This window comes from Halovenus carboxidivorans (assembly GCF_009831575.1).
In the GTDB taxonomy this organism is placed as follows: domain Archaea; phylum Halobacteriota; class Halobacteria; order Halobacteriales; family Haloarculaceae; genus Halovenus; species Halovenus carboxidivorans.
In genome coordinates this window covers 337164-356884 of record NZ_WUUT01000001.1, presented here as the reverse complement: position 1 = coordinate 356884, position 19721 = coordinate 337164, and the positions used below count along the sequence as shown (strand labels likewise).

The following is a 19721-nucleotide window of genomic DNA, read 5'->3' as shown; positions in this document are numbered from 1 at the left end:
GGGGGAATGGGGGGTATCCACATGAGTTCTCCCGCCACACGGGAGTTGGTGTGCACCTCTGGGTTGGCTTGGCCGTGATCCGGGGGGTTGGATATCGACCGGCCGTCACCACCACCGCCATCTCATCGTATGTGTGTAGTAACTATAGAAATGTTTGCTAAGATGTAAGAGAGGGTCGCGAGAGGGGGCTAAACATCTAGAAACCTTCCCGTGTTCGCGGTCGAAACGGGCTGTTCGGCCTCATTCGTCGTCGAGCATCGTCGCGTAGAGTCGACGCTGTGCTTCGCGGAGATGGTGAGTGACCGTCGGCTGTGAGAGGTCCAGTAGTTCGGCGAGCTGTTCGCCGGTGGTCTCCCGGGGCGACTCGAAGAAGCCGCTCTCGTAGGCCGTCACCAGCACCTCGCGCTGGCGGTCGGTGAGTTTCTCCTCGATAGCGGCGGCCATGGCAGTCTCCTCGGCCTGCGTTCGCTCGACATCTTTCCGGGAGAGCAGTTCCGTGTCGGGATACTGCTGTCGGACGCGGTCGAGGAAGACTCGCACGTCGATCTCACGGGAGAGCCGGAGCACCGCCCGGGTCTCGGTGGCTTCGGCGACGACGCGTCGGGGGATCGCACCGCAGTCCAGCAGGACCGCAGCGACGGTCTGTCCGGACAGCGTCGCGCGAAACAGCTGTTCGCCGCCGCGTTCGATGTGGGTCAGCAAGTCGACGGTGACGAACTCCGACTCCAGGGCCAGGATCTCCTCGACCGGCGGGTCGTCGAGTGCGAACAGCACGCGGGCGCTGCCGCCGGGTTCCGGGGTGATCTCGCGGTACGTCACCGGCTGGCCCGCGACCCTGGCGACCGCGTTCAGGAAGGTTCCCGGCGTCTCGATCGACAGCTCTAGCTCTGTGAGCTGTTCGGCGAGCACGCCCTGGCTGGTCTCGATTGCGTTGATCCCGTAGGCGACCGTCCGGGCGAGCTGTGTGAGCACGGATCGAACCGGCTCGTCGAAGGCGTCCGGCTCGCTCGCGTAGACGGCGAGGACGCCGTATGTCGTCTCGCCGTGGACCAGCGGCACGGCGGCGACGGACTGGACGCCGCGATCGACGGCCTGGCGCGCCCACTCGCGGGTCTGGAGTTGGTCGGTCGCGTCGGAGACGACGACGGGGTCGTCCGTCTGTGCCGCCCGAACGGCCGGCTCGTTGCTGCCGAACTCGAGGGAGACGTTGTCGAGGTAGCCGTCCGTGTCGCCGGCCCACGTCGACGGGTCGACGGCCTCCTCGTCCGGCGGGACGCTGCCGATCCACGCGAAGACGTACTCCTCGGCGGCTGCGATCTGCTCGCAGGTCCGGCGTTCGAGTTCGGCCCGGGTGCTCGTCTGTCCGAGGAGATCGACCGTCCCCCGGAGCAGGCCCAGCGAGTGCTCGAGTCGGTCGACGCGTTCGGCGCGGGCCGCGAGTTCGCGGTCGCGCTCGCGGATGTCCGCGCGGCCGGCGACCCGATCCAGCGCCGCTTCCGTCGTCGTCGCGAGCAGGCCGATCAGTCGGCGTTTCTCCTCGCTGAAGACGCCTCGCTCGGGCGAGGAGACGACGAACACGCCGTGTTCCCCGAGCGGGATCAACAGCGTGCTGCGGGCGTCCGTCTCCGGGTAGGCGATGTGGTCGGACTCACGAATATCGTGATAGAACTGCGTCTCGCCGGTGGCGTAGGCGTGCCAGGTGACCGCGTCCGGACGCCCCGGCCCGAACTCCGTCGCCTCGCCGTAGTAACTCATCAGTTCCTCGGTGGTCGAGGCCGGCGCGAGGACGTTGCGGTCGTCGTCGAACAGGAAGATACCGATCCCCGGAGGCTCCAGCACCTCGCTCGCGGCGTCGACGACGGCGTCGGTCACCTCCTGTTCGGTTTCGGCGGCCAACAGGTCCTGCGTCGTCTCGTACAGCGACGTGAGGATCTCCTCGCGCTCCCGGCGTTTGACCGCCGCGATGGCGTAGCCGACGGTGTCACCGAGTTCTCCGAGCACGTCCAGTTCCCGCTCGGTGAAGGAGTTCTCGAAGGGCGCGTAGACGGTGATCGCGCCGTAGGACTGGTCCTCGTAGACGATCGGGATGGCGACGACCGACCGGACGCCCGCGTCCAGCGCCGCGTCCTGCCAGTCGGCCTCGGCGAACTCGACCGGGTCGGCGATGTTCTGCATCGCGTGGACGGTCTGGTCCTCGATGGCTTTCGTCGCCGGCCAGGTCTCGACGCTGCCCGGATCGGTGGGCGAGATGGTCTCGATGTACTCCTCGGCGGGACCGGCCCACGCTTCCGGCTCCAGGCGACCGTCGACCAGATCGACCGCGATAGCGAACCGGTAGCGGTTCGAGGAGGAGAGGTGATCACAGACCGCCTGAACGATCTCCTCGCGGCTCTCGGCGCCGAGAAGCGCCTGGTCGACGCCGCGGATGATCCGGTTGATGTGATCGAGCTGTGCGAGTTCGTTGCGCTGTTCGGTCAGCCGCGTCTCCCGCTCGACGTCTTCGGTGACGTCGTCGACGGTGAGAATCGCCTGTCGGATCTCGCCGTCCTCGCGGAGCGGGACGCCGTCGAGGGCGATGGTGCGGCGTTCGCCGTCGGGCCGTTCGACGACCAGCCGCTCGTCGAGCACCTCCTCGCCGTCTTCGAGGATGCGGGTGATCGGATACTCCCCGGGTTCGAGTTCAGTCCCGTCGGGAGTGAACACGCGGAGGTCCTCGCTGGTGTAGAACGCGCCTTCGAGCGAGCGTTCGGGCGTGCCGAAAATCTCCGAGGCCTGCTCGTTCGCTCGGACGATGCGGCCGTCCGTGTCGACGGAGACGATGCCGATAGGGCTGATCTCGAGGATCTGTTCGATCAAATCGCGCTCGGCCTGTAAGGCCTGTTCGCGTTCGATTCGTTCGGTGATATCCTGAATGTAGCCGCGGACGTTGTAGGCGTCGCCGCCGGTCTCGATCCCCTCGGCCTGGAGGTGGACCCAGCGTTGCTCGCCGTCGGACGTGATGATTCGCGCCTCCGTGCTGAACTCCTCGCCGGTCTCCTCGCAGTGCTGGACGAGCTCCGAGATCCGGTCGCGGTCCTCGGGGTGGTAGAACTCCAGCACGTTCTCCCGGGTCGGGTTGAGGTCGTCGCTCGCGCCGCGGATACGGCGGGCACCCTCCGACCAGAACAGCCGGTCGTCGTCGGGACCGAGTTCCCAGACCCCGACATCACCGAGACGTTCGGCGTTGGCGAGTAGCTCGCGGGTCCGTTCGAGTTCCGCCTCCCGGCGGCGTTGCTCCCGGACGTCCCGCGAGACGCCGACCCAGCCGACGACCGAATCGTTCTCGCGGATCGCCGAGATGCGCGCCCGACAGGGGATGGGATCCCCCTCCCGCGGGTCGAACGTGAGATCGACCGTCGTCACGTCGTCGATCTCACCGGCCAACTGCTGCCGGCCGAGTTCCTGGCCCCGCCGGAGCGATTCCTCGTCGAGAAACTCCGAGATGTGTGTCCCGGTGATCTCCTCGCGGTCGTAGCCGAGCAGATCGGCCGAGGCCTCGTTGGCCTCGACGATGTAGCCGTCGAGGTCGACCTGGTAGATCGCGTCACCGGCCGTGTCCAGAAGCGTCTCGTACCGTTCGAGAAGCGAGCGCCGCTCGGTCTCGAAGGCCCCCTCCTGTGTCGCGGCCTCGATCCGTCGCCGGAGCAGTGTCGTCGGCGTCTGTTCGGCCGTCGACTGCAAGACATCGCTCACTCCGGCCTGGAAGAGCCGGTCGGTAAACGGGTTGTCGCGGTCGCCCGCGAACGCGATCACGGGCAGGGAGGGGTTGTCACGTCTGATCGCACGGACCGTGGCCAGCGCCTGTTCGGGAGGGATATCCGCCGCGACCAGCACGCAGGACACCTCCGCCGAGAGCTGCCGGCCGACATCCTCCGGTTCGGCCGGCAGCGAGACCGTCGTCGCCTCCAGGTCGAGTTCGATCTCCGATTGCGCCGCTGTGACGTATGCGACTGTCGCAGCCCCAATCGATGCGTGCATTCGGTGGACACCCCTTCCGTTCACTCAGAAGTGAACAGTATTACTGAACTAACACTATGCCCTGCAACTACATAAAGTTGTAATTATCACCACGCAATGGAATCCGGGACGTTCAAGACTCGCGGTCCCGCTGTATTTGATATGACAGAGCTGATCGACGGAGAAGAAATCGCCGCGGATCTGCGCTCGGAGCTACAGGCGGCGGTGGACTCTCTGGCTGACAGCGGCCACCGGCCGACGCTGGCGACCGTACTGATGAGTCCCGATCCGGCGAGCGAGACCTACGTCGCGATGAAGCAAAACGACTGCGAGGAACTCGGTATCGACGCCCGGGACATCGAACTCGACGTGGACGAGCCCGCCTCGGAGCTGTTCGACGTCATCGACGAACTGAACGACGACGACGATGTCGACGGGATCCTCGTCCAGTCGCCGGTGCCCGAGCACGTCGATTACCGCGAGGTGCTCGAACGGATCGACCCGATGAAGGATGTCGACGGCTTCCATCCCGAGAACGTCGGCCGCCTCGTCGCCGGTTACCCCCGGTACAAGCCCTGTACCCCCCACGGGATCCAGAAACTGCTCGAAGCGGAGGGAATCGAGACCGAAGGCAAAGACGCCGTCGTGGTCGGTCGCTCGCGGATCGTCGGAAAGCCGATGGCCAACCTGTTCATCCAGAAGGCCCCCGGCGGCAACGCGACGACGACGATCTGTCACTCCCGGACCGACGACCTGGCCGAGAAGACGCGGGACGCGGACATCCTCGTCGCCGCGACCGGGATCCCGGAGTTCATCGACGGGTCGATGCTCTCGGAGGGCGTCGTCGTGATCGATGTCGGAATCAACCGCGTCGACGCCGACACCGACAAGGGGTACGAACTCGTCGGTGACGTCGAGTTCGACAGCGCCAGCGAGAAAGCGAGCGCGATCACGCCCGTCCCGGGCGGTGTCGGGCCGATGACCCGGGCGATGCTTCTGTACAACACGGTCAAGGCGACAGGTCTCCAGGAAGGAATCGACGTCGCGTTACCCTAATCGTCGGCGCTGGGTGAACACGGCTCGGCGGGCTGTGTGGGCTGTACGTGGACTGTCGACGACGGATCGTCGATGCGAACGACCACCGTGTAGCCGTGATAGGAGAATTCGACGCGTCCGTCGGTCGGCCCGTCGAGAACAGAGTCGATCAGCGAATCGAGCGCCTCCGTATCGACGACGGAGTGCAGCGGCGGAAGTACCTGATCTGGCCCCGCCTCGCCGTTGGGAACGAGCGGCGTATCGGAGTGTTCGCCGACCAGTTCGATGATCTGCTGACTCGGTGACTGCTCTCCAGACAATTCAGAAACTGACACAGAGATGTGTGGATCGTCCTCTGACATCGTGCGTACCGATGGGATCCAGCCGGCTTAATTGCGGGTTTGCATAAGTAACCGTATTAAGTGCGGTCAGCTATCTCGGGGGTCGTGGTGGAGCAGTCCCTGTTTGATGAGCGTGCGGTAGCCGCGCCGGAGCCGATCCGAAAGGGCCTGCCGGGAGATATCGAGTTCCTCCGCCAGCGCGGCGAGCGTCGCTCCGCGCGGGTCGTCGTAGTAACCCTCTCTGTACGCGAGTTCGAGCGCCTCGCGCTGGGGCGGCGTGAGACAGTTGACAGTGCCCACGTTTAGCTCGGACAGATCGGAGATGTGGACCAGTGAGACCGGGACACCGAGGCGCTGGCAGTGTCGCTGGAAGGAGGCGAACTCCGCTCGGTCGGTGCTGCGAAGCTCGAACAGCCAGCCGTGGGCCGACCCGTCCGCGGAGAGGACGGTGATGCCACACCTGGCGAGCGCCTCCAACAGCCCGAGATGGTCGGGACGCCAGTCGATCTCGAACAGCCCCTCTCCGTCGACCGTGTCCAGAAGCTCGACCGAACGAACCTCTGTGACCGTCTCCAGCAGCGACAGAATCTCCGACAGCTCCTCTTCGGGGGCGCTGATCCAGAAATACGGCAGCATCGTGTCTCCGGTCGGGACGACACAGTCGAGTGTGAGCTGGACCGAGGGATACTCCTCGAAAACTCGGCCCAGCGGGAAGGCTGTCGGCGCGAGTGTGAACTCTGCGATCGCCGTCACATTGTATCTGCATCAGTATCTGTAATGAAAACCGGGGGTCAGGCGGCGTCGAAGCGGAGCCGAACGGTCGTCCCGTCGTCGGTGTTGAACTCGATAGTCGCGTTCGAGTACTCGACGACGCGGTCGACCATCCACAGCCCCGCCCCGCTCCCGTGTTCGAGCGCGGACTCGCCGTGCTGATCGAGGATATCGAGTTCCTCCTGCGGGATGCCGGGGCCGTCGTCGGTGATCTCGACGACGGCCGTATCCCCCTCCTCGAAGACGCGGATGCCGACGGCCGCGTCGGAGCTTCGACCGTGTTCGATGCTGTTTTCGAGTAACTGCTCGATCGCGGTCGGGAGCGCGGGGTGGGCGACGATCCGCGGCGTCGACTCGACTTCGACGGTGAGGTCTGTATCGGGGAAGTGGTCGGTGATGCGGCGCAGCGCGTGATCGACCGCTTCCGGGAGCGACAGCGTCGTCGTCTCGCCGCTCGACTCGACGATTTCGCGCATCCGCCGGGCGTTCTGGGCGGTCTTCTGGAGGTTCTCACAGTGTTCGATGATCGCCTCGGCGTGGGCCCGGCTCTCCTCGTGGTCGGTCAGCGCCGTGGCGTGGCCCTGGATCACGTTGAGGTCGTTGCGGAGGTTGTGCCGCAGGACCCGCGCGATCACCTGGTCGAGCAGATCCCGCTCGTGACGCCGGCTGACGAGCCGCATCGCCGTCTCGACGTTGGCCGCGAGCGTCTCCAGCAACCGACGCTCGCCTTCGGAGAAACTCCCGCGGCGGGTCGACGCGGTAACGAGTACGCCGAAATCACCCAGCGGCATGATAATCTCCGAGTGCAGCGGCGTCTCCTCGTTGTAGACGGCCCCGTGGGAGGGAACGTCCGAGACGAGTTTCGTCTCGCCGTCGTTGAACGCGCGCCAGGCGATGCTCTCGTCGCCGGAGAACGTCGGGACCTCGTCGACGAGTTCGAGCGCCCCGTCGCTCATCGCGATCGGTTCGAGGGCGTCGTCGGCGCCGTCGTACCGCCAGATCGAGGAGATCGGCATGTCGAGGACGTTCGGCAGTTGATCGAGGACGCCCCGGGCGGCGTCTTCGTGGTCCTCGGCGTCGAGAATCCGGCGGGTGATCGACTGGATCTCTTCGAGCCCCTGTTCGCGCAGCGCCCGGTCCAGCGCCGTCTCGACGATGACCGCGAGCAGTTTCGCCACCTGGAAGTCGGTCTCCTCGAAGCTCCCGGGCTCGTCGGTCGACATCATCAACACGCCGTGCTCGCCCAGCGGCACGAACAGCGCGCTGCCGTGTTTCTCCCCGCAGGGGACGGTCCGCTCGCAGTTCGAGAGATCCTCGAACCACCGCGGGCCGCTCCGGTAGACATCCCAGGCGACGCTTCCGTCGTCGGTGTACTGTTCCCACTCGTGGCTGCCGCCGGTCGTGGCCGCGGGGACGAGCGCCTCCTCGTCCCGGTCGTAGAGATACACTGCCGCGCGCGAGAAGTCGATCAGTTCGCGGCTGGTAGCGATGGTGTGTTCACAGATCGTCTCGGTGTCCTTGCTCGCCAGGATCTCTCGGGTCTCGTTGTAGAGCCACTCGAAGCGGCGCTGGCGGCCCTTCGTGGTGATGTCGACGTAGATGCCGACGTACTCGTTGCTGTCGTCGGCGTCGACGGGGACGGCACGGAGGAGGAAATCCCGCATCCCGTCGGTCGTCTGGCGACGAATCTCGCGGGTGACCGGTTCGCCGCTGGCGAGCTGTTCGTCGATGCCCCTGGCCTCGGTCCGCTGAGTCTGGTCGTCGGGGACGATGAGATCGTTGACGCTCATCCCGATGACCTCGGCCTCGTCGTAGCCGAACACGTCGAGAAAGGTATCGTTGACCCGCCGGATGATCGGCTCGTTGTCCTTGTAGACGGCGGTGACGATTGGCTCCTGAATCGCGTCGAAGATGGCCTCGAACCGGTCGCGCTCGGCCCGGAGCTGTTCCGTCTCGCGGGCGTTGCGACAGGCGGCCGCGAACTGCTCGTTGACCGCATCTAGGGCGTGTGCCGTCTGCCGGTCGAGCGCGTCGCCGGCGAGGAAAACCACACCGAATCCCGGAAGCTCGAACAGCCAGTACCGAGTCTCGTCCGAGGAGCGAGCCGACAGTGGAAACCGCTCCCGGTCCGTTCGGTCCCTCCGTCGCTGTAGTCGCCGGTGGGCCTGTTCGTACGCCTCCAAGTCCGTCGCGTCCGACGGAACGGCGGCGACGAGGTCGTAGGACGGCCCGGTCGTGCGTTCGAGGACGGCCCCCGCCGAGCAGTCGAGGTGATCGACGTACGCCGACAGGGCCGCTCGGGCAGTCTCCGCGAGCGAGCCGCGCTGCCGGATAGCCAGCGAAATCTCGTATAGCGTCTCAGTTCGTCGTTGTCCTGTTGTCATACCAGTCCCCTCTCCTGCGCGCCTGGTCGGCCGCGCTCGTCCGCTCGCCGCTGAGCGGATCCGCGAACGTCACCCTGTCTCATACCTCTAACGGCAGCGTGTTTAATCATTCGGCCAGAACAGAGACGGCGCACGCCCCCCGGATCAACGAATTTCCGTGTCGACGCTGTCCAGGGCGCGAGCGAGTGCGGATTCGTCCTCCGTCCGGAGATACCGGCCGATATCCTGGACCGTTCTGACGAGGCGGTCGGCCTCCGTCGGGTCGACATCGCCGTCGAGGGCTTCGATCCGCTTTTTCTGCGTGCTGACCCAGGACAGCGCCTGGTCGACTGGCTGTTCGCGGTCGTCGTAGACGCGTCGAAGGTCGGTCAGGTAGGCGTCGACGGCGGCCGTCGCGGCGAGGCCGCGCTCGGGGCGGAACGTCTCTGGAACCTCGCTCGGAGGCGGTCGCTCGCCGTCGGCGACACCACGGAGCAGGGAGAGAAAGTACAGTTCCTCGTCCGTACTGATTTCGAGCAGTCGGCCGAGGGTCGTGCTGACACGGCGGAGTTCACAGGCACCGACGTAGGTCTCCGACAGCGGCTGGAGCGTTCCGGCGTCGATGAAGCCGACGGTCCGGATGTAGCTTGCGACCTCCTCGCCCGCGCTGTCTGCGAGTTCTCGGGTCGAAACGGTATCGATGTCTGCGACGACTCCCGTCAGGTCGAGGTCGGCCGTCCCGGCGGTGTGTAGCTGTCGCTCGTCGGTCCCGACGCTTTTGAGGCTCCCACACTCCGGACAGGCGATGTCGCCGGTCTCGTAGTACGACCACCGGGCCCCACAGGCCGTACACTTGCGGTTGCCGCGGATGTTCATACCCACGCTTGCGGGTCCGGACGCATATATCCGGCCGTCCTGGCGCGGGGCCAACACATCCGTTGAACGAAACGTTTTGATGTGTCCGGTCGTACATACGGGTATGCGTGACGAAGAGGAAATCCGCGAGCAGTACGAGTTTCTCACCGAGCAGCTCGAATCCGAAGACATGGACCACGAAGGTGTGAGACAGATGTTCACCTACTACAAGCGGGCAATCGGCTGGGTGCTCGAAGAGGAGCACATGTGACGCAAAGCGACCCGCAGCCATTACATTTAATACTCTGCCTCTGATTGTTTCACATGACGCTTCGTCTGGAGGGCCGAAGCGTCAGCGGGGACCAATTCAGGGCGGCAAGTGCCCGCGGTTTTTTCCCGCGGGCGCTTTCCTTTCCGTTTTCACACTCGGTAGCCGCGGGCACAGTATTAAGTACGAATACCGGGAAAGAGAGAGGTAATGATCGAATCGGGCGACGAGGCGCCGTCGTTTACGTTACCGGGGGTCAGAGACGGCGAGATCGTCGATCTCGATCTCGACGGGATCCTCGGCGAGAAGGTCGTCATCCTGGCGTTTTACCCCGGCGATTTCAACCCCGCCTGCTCGGGGGGCGAGACCGGACTCGACGCGCTCGATCTGTTCACGATGCAGAAAGACGTGCAGGTGCTCGCCATATCCGGTGACAGCGTCTACAGCCACCGGGCCTTCGCCGAGGAGTACGACCTCCACATGCCGCTTCTGTCGGACAGTCGCGGGACTGTCGCGGACGCCTACGGCGTCGCGGTCGAAGACGACCGGGCGGGCTATCTCGCGACCCGAGCGGTGATCGTCGTCGATCACGCCGGGACGGTCCAGTACACCTGGGCCGGGGCGCACCCGGAAGACGTGCCGGCGGCCGAGAAACTACGAGAGGCCGTCGAGGACATCGGCGACAGTGAAACCGCCCAGTCGCGGTACCGGGTCGGACACGCCCACTACATGGAGGGTCGGCGGGCGTTTACCAGCGCCATGAACGCCTACGAGGACCACGAGTGGATGATGGCCCAGACGGATTTCACACAGGCCGCAGAGGAGTTCGACGAGGCGGGCGAGGAGTTCAATACGGCGGTCCGGTTCGCCGGGAGCGCGGAGACACGGACGTATTTCGAGCGCGCGGAGGAGAAAGCCGAGGCCCTGTGGCGGGCCGCCGACTGGCTCGCTGATTCCGCGAGCGCGTTCGCCAGCGGAGAGGGCGCGAGGGGAGACTCCCTCCGCGGCGACGCGGAAGCCCCGCTCGAAACGGCGCGAGACCTCCACGAGCCGCCGGATCCCGACGAGATGCCGCCCGAAGACGACCCCGCCGAACAGGACGACGAGCGCCCCGTCCACCTGGCCGAGACTGACGGACCGGCGGCGACGCTCGACGCCGACATCGACGACCGACTCGGCACAGATAGCCGGGAGGAGACCGTCGACGGGGGGGCTGCCGGCGACCGGCAGGACGAGGGGGCCGGCGCAGAGATCGACGACGAGGAACTCGAAGAGATCACGGCCGAACTCGAAGAACAGACCGAAGCGGCGGACCTGTCCGACCCCGAGCCGGAGCAGGAGATCCCGGACGAACCCGAAGCGGGCACCGCGACCGGGGATGCCGATGACGACGTCGATCTCGAACTGACAGACCCGACAGCGGAGGATCAGGAGGACGAACAACAGAGCGACGACACCGGAGACCACGGAGTTCCGGATTCACTATGACTGAGCACCCACAGACGACCGACGGCGAGGCACTCGTACGGACCTACTACGAGAGCCTGGACAGTCAGAACTACGACCAGTTGGCGGGGATCTTATCGGAGGAGTTCGTCCACGAGCGACCGGAGATGACGCTGACCGGGAGGGACGAGTTCCTGTCGTTCATGCGCGACGGTCGCCCGATGACGGAGACCACCCATCCAATCGAGCGGATCTATCGGGCGACAGACGGGAGCGACCTCGCGGTGAGGGGACGACTCGTCGCCGACGGGGAGACGATCACCGGGTTCGTCGATCTGTTCACTCTGTCAGACGAACGGATCGAACGGATCGAAACCTACACCGACTGAACGGCCGGCACCGGCTGTCAGACCCCGGTCTGACAGACAACCGACAGAATGAGCCCAAGAACTTAAATACGGAGCGCAATCAAACATACGCACAACTTTCGCGGATATGGAAACACAGAGAGAGACGGGACTCCCGGTTACCGAGTTCCACATGGCGGTGGCTGTGGGGTTGACGCTCCTAGTGGCCGGGTTCGGCCACCTCTACAGGCGTCGGTTCCGTCGGGGACTGGCGTGGGTGGTGCTGTTCGTCTGCACGCTCGTTTTGAGTACGTACACGGTCAGCGCCTCCGAACCGTTCGTGACGAGCGTGCTCAACGGCGAGCTCTCGGCGATGAACGTGGCGTTTCCCGGCTCGATCATGCTGCTGTCGCTGCTCGATCTGTATCTGTTAGACCGGGTCGAGTCGGAGAACGGCGAGTGACCGTCGAGCGAGCGGTTTTTGCCCGGGCAGTCGGTAACGAGCGTGTGGAGTTACACGTCCGATACGAGGGCGACGACGACCCCGAGAAGTGTACGGCCCGAAAGCTCGCCCGCTTCGGTCTCGCGGAACTGCATCGGTCGACGCCGGCGACGCCGCCGGGGATCGTCCTCAACCCCTTCGCCGAGCGGGCGCTGTCGCCGGCCGACGCGGACGCCGAGCGGCTGATCGCGCTGGACTGCTCCTGGGAGACGGCACAGGAGGAGGCGTTCGATCTCGACGGCCCGCAGCGGTCGCTGCCCTTCCTCGTGGCGGGGAACCCGGTCAACTACGGCACGCCCTTCCAGTTGAACACTGTCGAGGCCTTCGCGGGCGCGCTGTGGATTCTCGGCGAATCCGCGCAGGCGGAGGAGATCCTCTCGAAGTTTCGGTGGGGCGAGACGTTTCTCGATCTCAACGCCGAACCGCTGCGGCGGTACGCCGACTGTGCGGACTCGGCGGAGGTGCTCGACGTGCAGGACGATTATCTGGTCGACTGAGTGGACTCCCCGCCGATCAGTGACTGCGCCTTGACGACCACCGCGAGGACGAATCCGGCGAAGGCGCACAGGATCGCGAGAATGAACACGGGCGTCGACAGCGTTGCGGCAGTGTTGGCACCGGCGAAGGCGAGGCTCAGCCCGCGGATGAAAAACGCCAACAGCGTCAATCCGAACGCGCCGAGCAGCAGTCGAACGAAGATGTCCTGATTGAGATCCATCGCGGTGATGCTGTAGACAGCGCCGAGCGAGTAAAGCACTGCGTTTCAGGGCAGTTCGCTGTGGGCGCCGATCAACGCACCGGCGAGGTCCAGGCCGTTGACCTCCGCCTCGCAGTCGATGATCGACTCCCGGAACGCCGATTCGGAGATGACTGCGTCCGGGAAGACGAGCGTCCGATCGAGCGAGGAGTCGGAGACCCGTGCGCCGTCCATGATGTGGACGTTCGTCCCGAGTTCGGTGTTTTCGACGGTCGCGCCGGGGTCGATGACGTTCTCGCCGTCCAGCGCCCACGCGACGGCGTCGAGATACCCCTCCGGCGTGCCGATGTCGAACCACGCGCCGTCGAAGGTGAACGCCCGAACCGGCCGACGGCTCTGGAGCCACTGGATGAACCAGCCCGGTTCGTCGGGGTTGTTGTCTCCCGCCAGGTACTCCTCGAAGCGAACGTCCTCGCCCGGGAACGCGTAACAGGCGATCGAGACGAGCGAACTGGGCGGCTCGTCGGGTTTCTCCTCGAAGGACTGGACCCGGTCGCCGTCGAGGTCGATCACGCCGTACTCGCTGGCGTCGGCGGGCGTCCCGACATCGTAGGCCGCCAGCGTCGGCGTTCGCTCCTCGGCGAAGAAATCGAGAAACGCGGAGATATCGAAACTGATGAGATTGTCGCCCGCGACGACCAGGAGATCCTCTCCGGCGATGCCCTCGCGGTCGACGAGCTGGGCGAGTGCACCGATAACGCCGAACTTCTCGTCTTCTTCGGTGGTCTCCTCGACGCTGAGTTGAGGTTTCTCGAAGGGGGAGTCCGCGAGGTGGTCCGCGAAGGTGTCCGCGAACCGCTCGTTTGTGCTGAGATAGACGGTCTCGATCCGGTCGTCGTCTTCCAGTTCCGCGAGAATGCGATCGATGACCGTCCGCTCACCGACAGGGAGCAACATCTTCGGGCGGTGGCGGGTGATCGGCCACAATCGCGTCGCGTACCCGCCGGCAAGCACGACTGCCTCCATACTCTCATCCTGCTATCCGGCGCGTATATGCGTTTCTGTTCGGGGAGCCGAACTTGTCGCCGGGAGAGACAGGGCTTAGTGGCCGTCGGCCGACACTCCGGATATGGATCTCGGGATCGACGGTAACACGGCACTGTGCACGGCAGCAAGCAGCGGTCTCGGCCTCGCGAGCGCGACGGCGCTGGCGGCCGAAGGAGCGGATGTGGCGGTCTGCGGTCGAACGACGGCCAACCTCGAAACTGCCGAACGGCAACTCCGGGAAGCGGGTGACGGCGACGTACTCGCCGTCGAGGCGGACATCACCGACCCGGATCACGTCAGCGCGTTCGTCGAAGAGACTGCCGAGGAACTCGGCGGGATCGATCACGTCGTCACCAGTGCCGGCGGTCCGCCGAGCGGGCCGTTCTCCTCGATGGACGACGACGACTGGTACGACGCCTACGACCTGCTCGTGATGAGCGCCGTCTGGACGCTCCGGGAGAGCCGTCCGTATCTCGAAGAAAGTGACGCGGGCACGGCCGTCGCGATCACCTCGCGGTCGGTGCGGGAGGTCATCGACGGCCTCGTGCTCTCGAACTCCGTCCGGCGGGCGGTGATCGGCCTCGTCAAGACGCTCTCGCGGGAGTTCGCACCCGAGGTGCGGGTCAACGCCGTCCTGCCGGGCGCACACGAGACCAGCCGGATCGAGAACCTGATCGAGGCGGCGGTCGAACGCGGCGAGTTCGAGGACTACGAGGCCGGCTACGAGGACTGGGCCGCGGACGTGCCGCTGGACCGGATCGGCGAACCGGGCGAACTCGGCGACGTGGTCGCCTTCCTCTCTAGCGAGCGTGCGAGCTACGTCACCGGTGCCGCCGTGCCGGTCGACGGCGGTTCGATGCGGAGTTGAGCCTCACCGGCGAACCAGTACGGGCAAAAAAGAGCGAATCCGGTAGCGAGTTAGTCGTCTGCGGGCGCCGAGGCGCCGTCGTCGTGCTGCTGTTTGACGTAGGAGAGTTTCCCACCGGCGGCGAGGATGTCTCGCTCACGGTCGGAGGCTTCGAGGATGCCCGTCGCCTCCCAGTCGTCGTTGACGCGGATGGTGAACTCCTCCTGGCCCGAGCGGACGGCCTCGGCGACGTCGTCGACGATCTCGATGTTGTCGCCCTGCTCGATCTGCTCGTAGGTGTCCTCGTCGATCTCCAGTGGCAGGAGCCCGAAGTTGAAGAGGTTCGCGCGGTGGATCCGTGCGAAGCTCTGTGCGAGGACGCCCTCGACGCCGAGATACATCGGACAGAGCGCCGCGTGCTCACGCGAGGAGCCCTGGCCGTAGTTCTCGCCGGCGACGAGGAAGCCGCCGTCGCTCTCGAGGGCACGCTCCGCGAAGGTGTCGTCCACTCGCGAGAGCGTGAACTCGGAGAGTTTCGGGATGTTCGACCGGTACATCAGGATGTCCTGGGTCGCAGGGATGATGTGGTCGGTCGTGATGTTGTCGTCCATCTTCAGCAGCGTCTCGCCTTCGAGGTGGGCGTCGAGGGGGTCTTTCAGCGGCACGTCGCCGATGTTCGGCCCCTTGATGAGTTCGTCGTCGACGGCCTCGTCGGGCTCGATGATGTCGTTCTCCGCGCCCTCGTAGGCCTCGGGCAGTTCCAGCCCGGGCGCTTCGAGGTCGCCGAGTTCGTCCGCGAGGTCGCGCGGATCGACGATTTCGCCCTTGATCGCGGCCGCGGTCGCCACTTCCGGCGAGCAGAGGTAGACGTTGTCGTCCTCGATTCCCGAGCGACCCTCGAAGTTCCGGTTGAAGGTACGCAGCGAGACCGAGTCCGAACCGGGGACGTGGCCGATGCCGATACAGGCACCACACGTCGCCTCGGAGAAGTTGACACCGGCGGCCATCATCTCGGCGGTCCAGCCCTGTCGGGCCAGCATCTCGCTGGACTTCTTGGAACCGGGCGCGACGATCATCTCCGTCGAGAGGTCGACGGAGCGGCCTTCGAGCATCTTCGCGGCCGGGAGGATGTCGACGTAGCCACCGTTGGTACAGGAACCGACGATGACCTGCTCGACGTCCGTGCCCGCGGCCTCACTGACCGGAACGACGTTGTCCGGCATCGACGGCTGCGCGATCAGCGGTTCGAGGTCGCTGAGGTCGATGGTGATCGAGTCGTGGTACTCGGCGTCGTCGTCGGGCTGCAGCTCTCTGTACTCGTCGGCACGGCCGACCTTCTCGAGGTACTCCTCGGTGCGCTCGTCGGTCGGGAAGATCGACGAGGTGGCACCGAGTTCGGTACCCATGTTAGTGATCGTCATCCGCTCCGGCGCCGACAGCGTCTCGACGCCCGGACCGGTGTACTCGAAGATCTTGCCGACGCCGCCCTTGACGGAGAGGCGACGCAGCATCTCGAGGATGACGTCCTTGGCGGTCGCCCACTCGGGCAGTTCGCCTTCGAGTCGAACCTCGGTGATCTCGGGCATCTCGATGTAGTACGAGCCCCCACCCATCGCGACGGCGACGTCGAGTCCCCCCGATCCGATGGCGAGCTGACCGAGCCCGCCCGGAGTCGGCGTGTGGGAGTCCGAGCCCAGCAGCGTCTTGCCGGGCGCGGCGAAGTTCTCCCGGTGGACGTTGTGACAGATACCGTTACCGGGTCGCGAGAAGTACGCGCCGAAGGTACCGGCCGCAGATCGCAGGAAGCGGTGATCGTCCGTATTCTTAAAGTCGAACTGATAGGTCTGGTGATCGCAGTACTGTGCGGCAAGCTCGGTCTGGACCTCGTCGAGGCCGAGCGCCTCGAACTGCAGCCAAACGAGCGTACCGGTCGTGTCCTGTGTCAGGACCTGATCGATCTCGATGCCGATCTCCTCACCGGGTTCGAGTTCGCCCTCCGTGAGGTGGTCATCGAGGATCTTTTCCGTTAGTGTCTGTCCCATAGCGTTTGCACTTCGACTATCCGTACGCATAAATCATGTTGTTCGCGCGTATTTGTCCGCACATATCGCTGTGATTGGACGAGTAACTGAAATGAACGGCAGCGTCGCGCTCCGAACCGCCAGTATTTTTGGGTAGCGACGACCTCGGAACGGACATGTTCAGAAGCGGCGCGTTCGTCGCCGAGCAACTCGGGGACCTGCGCGACACACAGATCCAGCCCAACGGCGTCGACCTCACGCTGGGTGCGGTCTTCGAGCAGACGACGTCGGGGCGGATCAGCCGCGAGGGGAAAACCGTCGGGGAACGTCGGGAACTCGACCCCACGGAGGGATTCTACACGCTCTCGCCCGGGGGCTACATCGTCCGGTACGCCGAGCAAGTCCGGATCCCCGAGGATCACGTCGGCTTTCTGTACCCGCGGTCGTCGCTGCTACGCAACTCCTGTATGCTCGATACCGCGGTCTGGGACGCCGGCTACGAGGGCCGTGGAGAGGGGCTGTTGGAAGTCCATCACGAGATCGAACTCGAAGCCGGCGCGCGGGTCGCACAACTCGTCCTCGCCGAGGCCGACCACGTCGGTCAGTACGACGGCTCCTACCAGGGGGAGAACCTGTGACCGCTCACCGTCCGGGAATACCACGGCGTGATACAACCCATATATAAACGGCATGAAATAACCGGCAATATTCATATATGTACACCGCCGCAACTGTCTCCTGCCGAGGTTGGGGGAGGAGTAACCCGGACCGTGCCTCTGACAGTTCTGACCCTCCAACCGGCACCTTTTCCCGAAGCCACCACCCGACAGCGCGGCTTCTCGCTGTGAAAGCACCCGAGGGCTATTTATATAGCTCGCGTGTATTACGGTGTATGAGCCCTGAGAGTGGGGAGGTTTACGTCATGCGGGCGACCGACGAGGAGTGGGTGGCCCCGACGCCGATAACCGAGGCCATCACCGAGGCGCTCACGGCGGCGACCGACCTCGAAGAAGCCGACCTCCGGGACACCGACTACGACATCGATCACGAGCGACTGCGACAACTCATCGATGGGTCCGCGGACGGCGAGCGAACCGTCACAATCGAAGGTTACGAGGTGACGATCGACGCGACCGGAGAGATCACCGTCGAGAGGTGATATAATAAACCCCCCAATATATTCGGGGAGAAGAGGTTGGGTGCAGAGATGAATACCCACACGTATGCCAGAAGCACGGCTCCAGATCACGCTCCCCGAAGCGGTCTGGATCGGCCAGTTGAGCCGGCAGTATCCCGACGGGCGATTCAGGATCCTCGCGGCCCTCTCCGACGGTGATTCGGGGGTGGGACTGGCGGAGATTTACAGCGCCGAAATAAGCTCGTTGCTCGCGGACATGCGCGCGGCCGAGGATATCCGGGAGGTCGAGGTGCTCAACGATCCCGGCGACCGGGCGCTCGTGCAGTTCGAGACCGAACAACCGCTGTTGTTGCTCGCGGCGCGGGACTCCGGAGTCCCCCTGGAGATGCCCGTCGAACTCGAAGACGGGACGCTCACCTGGGAGGTGACTGCCCCCAGCGACCGCCTCTCCGAACTCGGGACGCAGTTGCGGGCGCTCGGGCTCTCCTTCAGTATCGATTACATCCAACAGGAGGTGGGTGACGATCAGCTACTCACCGACGCCCAGGAGCAGATCATCGAGACGGCGATCAGCGAGGGCTACTACGACACGCCCCGGACCTGCTCGCTGACGGAGTTAGCCGAGAGCGTCGACCGAGCGAAATCGACGGTGAGCGAGACGTTACACCGGGCCGAGAGCAAGATCATCACCGAGTTCGTCTCGGAACCGGACGACGAGGAGTCCGACCTCGCCGTACTGCAATAAAAAGGATCACCAGCATTTTTATACGAGTCTCTACGAGAGGAGAGAACGATGGAAGAGAAGACCGAAGAACTCAGGGATATCTTCCTCTCGGTCTCCGAGGAGGAGACGGTGACCGAATCCCAGACGGAGGACCGGGGGTCCTTGCTGGGAGGGTCCGACGGGGACCTCACCGAGGTGGTCGAACAACTCCGCGAGAAGTTCGGATTCGAGCTCTCGATGGACGAGGAGACGCGGTGTCGGCTGATCGAGGCGTTCTACGACGGCGCGGACGACGAGCAACTGGCGGAGCGGTTCGATCTCGACGCCGAGACGGTGTTCGAGGCGCGGATGGAGCTCCATCTGCTTCGGGATGGGGAGCCGCAGCTACCCGAGGAGACCGTCGAAGCGATCCGCGGCAGCGAGCGATCGGCCGAGAGGCTCGCGGAGGAGTTCGACACGACGGCCGAGGAGATCCGGCGGTGCCGGGCGGTGCTGGAGACGAGAGAGCGCTCGCGGCGGGTGAGCCAGCGCTTCCGGACCGCATACGAGGAGCGACTGACCGACACCGAACTCTCCGATCACCTCGCCGCGGAGACCCACGAAGACGGTCTCGACGGCGCGACCGAAGGGGCCGAAGTGGACGTCGATTTCTAACGCCGCGGCGGGGAAAGACAAAACTGTTTATATCAGGACAGACTACGTAACTGCAATTGGGTCGAGGAATGGCAGGACTACGCACACAGTTGGACGGGGCGACGAACATCCTGCTCGAAGAGCCGTCGATCGGGGGCGGGCGAGAGGTCTGTACGTCACTGCTGGTCGACGGCGCCGCCGAGCCGAACGTGTTGTTCGTCACCTTCACCCGACAGGCGAGCGTCTGCGTTGGACAGGTAGACGACGAGTCCGTCGGGAACATCGGGGTCATCACCGTCGGGGACGCCTCGGCCGAAATCGAGGACAGCGGGGTCGTCACCGAGTCGGTATCGACGCCGAGTGATCTGACGGGATTGGGGATCAGTATCGGACAGTTCCTCTCGGAGTTCGACGACCACGTGTCGGTCTGTTTCGATTCGCTCACCTCGATGCTCCAGTACGTCGACGTGCAGACGGCCTACGAGTTCCTGCACGCGATCACCGGACAGATCTACGCGGCCGACGCCCGGGCGCATTTTCACATGGATCCGAACGCGCACGACGACCAAGACGTCGCGGCAATCGCGTCGCTGTTCGACGCGCGGGTCACGCTCGGAGACGGGGAGCCGACCGTACACACCCGCGAGCTTCTGGAATCCGAGCCCTGAACGAGCACGCCGACGATAGATA

The 19721-nt window shown here is 64.9% G+C and carries 20 protein-coding genes; 12 read left to right on the top strand and 8 right to left on the bottom strand.

The window, feature by feature from the left end; genetic code table 11:
- Positions 1–240: 240 nt before the first annotated feature.
- The gene (locus tag GRX03_RS01795) at positions 241–4017 is read right to left on the bottom strand and encodes a GAF domain-containing protein (RefSeq protein ID WP_159762482.1); all 3777 of its coding nucleotides are present in this window, start codon (positions 4015–4017) and stop codon (positions 241–243) included.
- 141 nt (positions 4018–4158) lie between these two features.
- Here GRX03_RS01795 and GRX03_RS01790 point away from each other — a divergent pair, with 141 nt between their 5' ends.
- On the top strand, positions 4159–5052 hold the full coding sequence (locus GRX03_RS01790; protein WP_159762481.1) for a bifunctional methylenetetrahydrofolate dehydrogenase/methenyltetrahydrofolate cyclohydrolase: 894 nt from the start codon (positions 4159–4161) through the stop codon (positions 5050–5052).
- On the opposite strand, the gene GRX03_RS01785 is transcribed toward GRX03_RS01790, so the two are convergent.
- The 4 genes from GRX03_RS01785 to GRX03_RS01770 all read right to left on the bottom strand — a co-directional run bounded on the left by GRX03_RS01785 (position 5049) and on the right by GRX03_RS01770 (position 9382).
- Positions 5049–5393 carry a HalOD1 output domain-containing protein gene (locus GRX03_RS01785; RefSeq protein ID WP_159762480.1) on the bottom strand — a complete coding sequence of 115 codons (345 nt, stop codon included), beginning with the start codon at positions 5391–5393 and terminating at the stop codon, positions 5049–5051. The genes GRX03_RS01790 and GRX03_RS01785 overlap by 4 nt on opposite strands.
- 66 nt (positions 5394–5459) lie before the next feature.
- Entirely contained in the window at positions 5460–6125 is a 666-nt protein-coding gene (locus GRX03_RS01780) for a helix-turn-helix domain-containing protein (protein WP_201289154.1), read from the bottom strand.
- Between the two features lie 38 nt (positions 6126–6163).
- The gene (locus GRX03_RS01775; protein ID WP_159762479.1) at positions 6164–8527 is read right to left on the bottom strand and encodes a GAF domain-containing protein; all 2364 of its coding nucleotides are present in this window, start codon (positions 8525–8527) and stop codon (positions 6164–6166) included.
- A 144-nt stretch (positions 8528–8671) separates the two neighbouring features.
- On the bottom strand, positions 8672–9382 hold the full coding sequence (locus GRX03_RS01770; protein WP_159762478.1) for a DUF7117 family protein: 711 nt from the start codon (positions 9380–9382) through the stop codon (positions 8672–8674).
- A gap of 103 nt (positions 9383–9485) precedes the next feature.
- Here GRX03_RS01770 and GRX03_RS16465 point away from each other — a divergent pair, with 103 nt between their 5' ends.
- The 5 genes from GRX03_RS16465 to GRX03_RS01755 all read left to right on the top strand — a co-directional run bounded on the left by GRX03_RS16465 (position 9486) and on the right by GRX03_RS01755 (position 12421).
- On the top strand, positions 9486–9632 hold the full coding sequence (locus GRX03_RS16465; protein ID WP_201289153.1) for a hypothetical protein: 147 nt from the start codon (positions 9486–9488) through the stop codon (positions 9630–9632).
- Between the two features lie 207 nt (positions 9633–9839).
- Complete coding sequence (locus GRX03_RS01765; protein WP_159762477.1) at positions 9840–11117, top strand: redoxin domain-containing protein; 1278 nt, start codon at positions 9840–9842, stop codon at positions 11115–11117.
- The gene (locus GRX03_RS01760) at positions 11114–11464 is read left to right on the top strand and encodes a nuclear transport factor 2 family protein (protein WP_159762476.1); all 351 of its coding nucleotides are present in this window, start codon (positions 11114–11116) and stop codon (positions 11462–11464) included. The genes GRX03_RS01765 and GRX03_RS01760 overlap by 4 nt, the downstream gene beginning before the upstream one ends.
- A 106-nt stretch (positions 11465–11570) precedes the next feature.
- A complete protein-coding gene (locus tag GRX03_RS16680) occupies positions 11571–11885 on the top strand; it encodes a hypothetical protein (protein WP_233739761.1) in 315 nt (104 codons plus the stop codon).
- Positions 11886–11929: 44 nt separating this feature from the next.
- Entirely contained in the window at positions 11930–12421 is a 492-nt protein-coding gene (locus tag GRX03_RS01755) for a DUF367 family protein (protein WP_368277899.1), read from the top strand.
- Here the strand turns inward: GRX03_RS01755 and GRX03_RS01750 are convergent.
- The gene (locus tag GRX03_RS01750; RefSeq protein WP_159762475.1) at positions 12406–12642 is read right to left on the bottom strand and encodes a hypothetical protein; all 237 of its coding nucleotides are present in this window, start codon (positions 12640–12642) and stop codon (positions 12406–12408) included. The two genes, GRX03_RS01755 and GRX03_RS01750, sit on opposite strands and share 16 nt — an antisense overlap.
- A gap of 45 nt (positions 12643–12687) precedes the next feature.
- Positions 12688–13647, bottom strand: coding sequence for a sugar phosphate nucleotidyltransferase (locus GRX03_RS01745; protein ID WP_159762474.1), 960 nt, complete (start codon positions 13645–13647; stop codon positions 12688–12690).
- Positions 13648–13750: 103 nt separating this feature from the next.
- Between GRX03_RS01745 and GRX03_RS01740 the strand changes: the two genes are divergently transcribed.
- On the top strand, positions 13751–14536 hold the full coding sequence (locus GRX03_RS01740; RefSeq protein ID WP_159762473.1) for an SDR family oxidoreductase: 786 nt from the start codon (positions 13751–13753) through the stop codon (positions 14534–14536).
- Between the two features lie 50 nt (positions 14537–14586).
- Here the strand turns inward: GRX03_RS01740 and GRX03_RS01735 are convergent, their stop codons facing one another.
- A complete protein-coding gene (locus tag GRX03_RS01735) occupies positions 14587–16557 on the bottom strand; it encodes an aconitate hydratase (protein ID WP_159762472.1) in 1971 nt (656 codons plus the stop codon).
- 155 nt (positions 16558–16712) lie between these two features.
- Between GRX03_RS01735 and GRX03_RS01730 the strand changes: the two genes are divergently transcribed.
- The 5 genes from GRX03_RS01730 to GRX03_RS01710 all read left to right on the top strand — a co-directional run bounded on the left by GRX03_RS01730 (position 16713) and on the right by GRX03_RS01710 (position 19699).
- Complete coding sequence (locus GRX03_RS01730) at positions 16713–17174, top strand: deoxyuridine 5'-triphosphate nucleotidohydrolase (RefSeq protein WP_159762471.1); 462 nt, start codon at positions 16713–16715, stop codon at positions 17172–17174.
- A 254-nt stretch (positions 17175–17428) separates the two neighbouring features.
- Positions 17429–17695 (top strand): HalOD1 output domain-containing protein, encoded by a 267-nt coding sequence (locus tag GRX03_RS01725; protein ID WP_159762470.1) that lies wholly within the window; start codon positions 17429–17431, stop codon positions 17693–17695.
- A 64-nt stretch (positions 17696–17759) separates the two neighbouring features.
- On the top strand, positions 17760–18419 hold the full coding sequence (locus GRX03_RS01720; protein ID WP_159762469.1) for a helix-turn-helix domain-containing protein: 660 nt from the start codon (positions 17760–17762) through the stop codon (positions 18417–18419).
- A 48-nt stretch (positions 18420–18467) separates the two neighbouring features.
- The gene (locus GRX03_RS01715) at positions 18468–19052 is read left to right on the top strand and encodes a conditioned medium-induced protein 4 (protein WP_159762468.1); all 585 of its coding nucleotides are present in this window, start codon (positions 18468–18470) and stop codon (positions 19050–19052) included.
- Between the two features lie 68 nt (positions 19053–19120).
- Positions 19121–19699, top strand: a complete 579-nt coding sequence (locus GRX03_RS01710) for a DUF7504 family protein (RefSeq protein ID WP_159762467.1) — start codon at positions 19121–19123, stop codon at positions 19697–19699.
- Positions 19700–19721 lie beyond the last annotated feature (22 nt).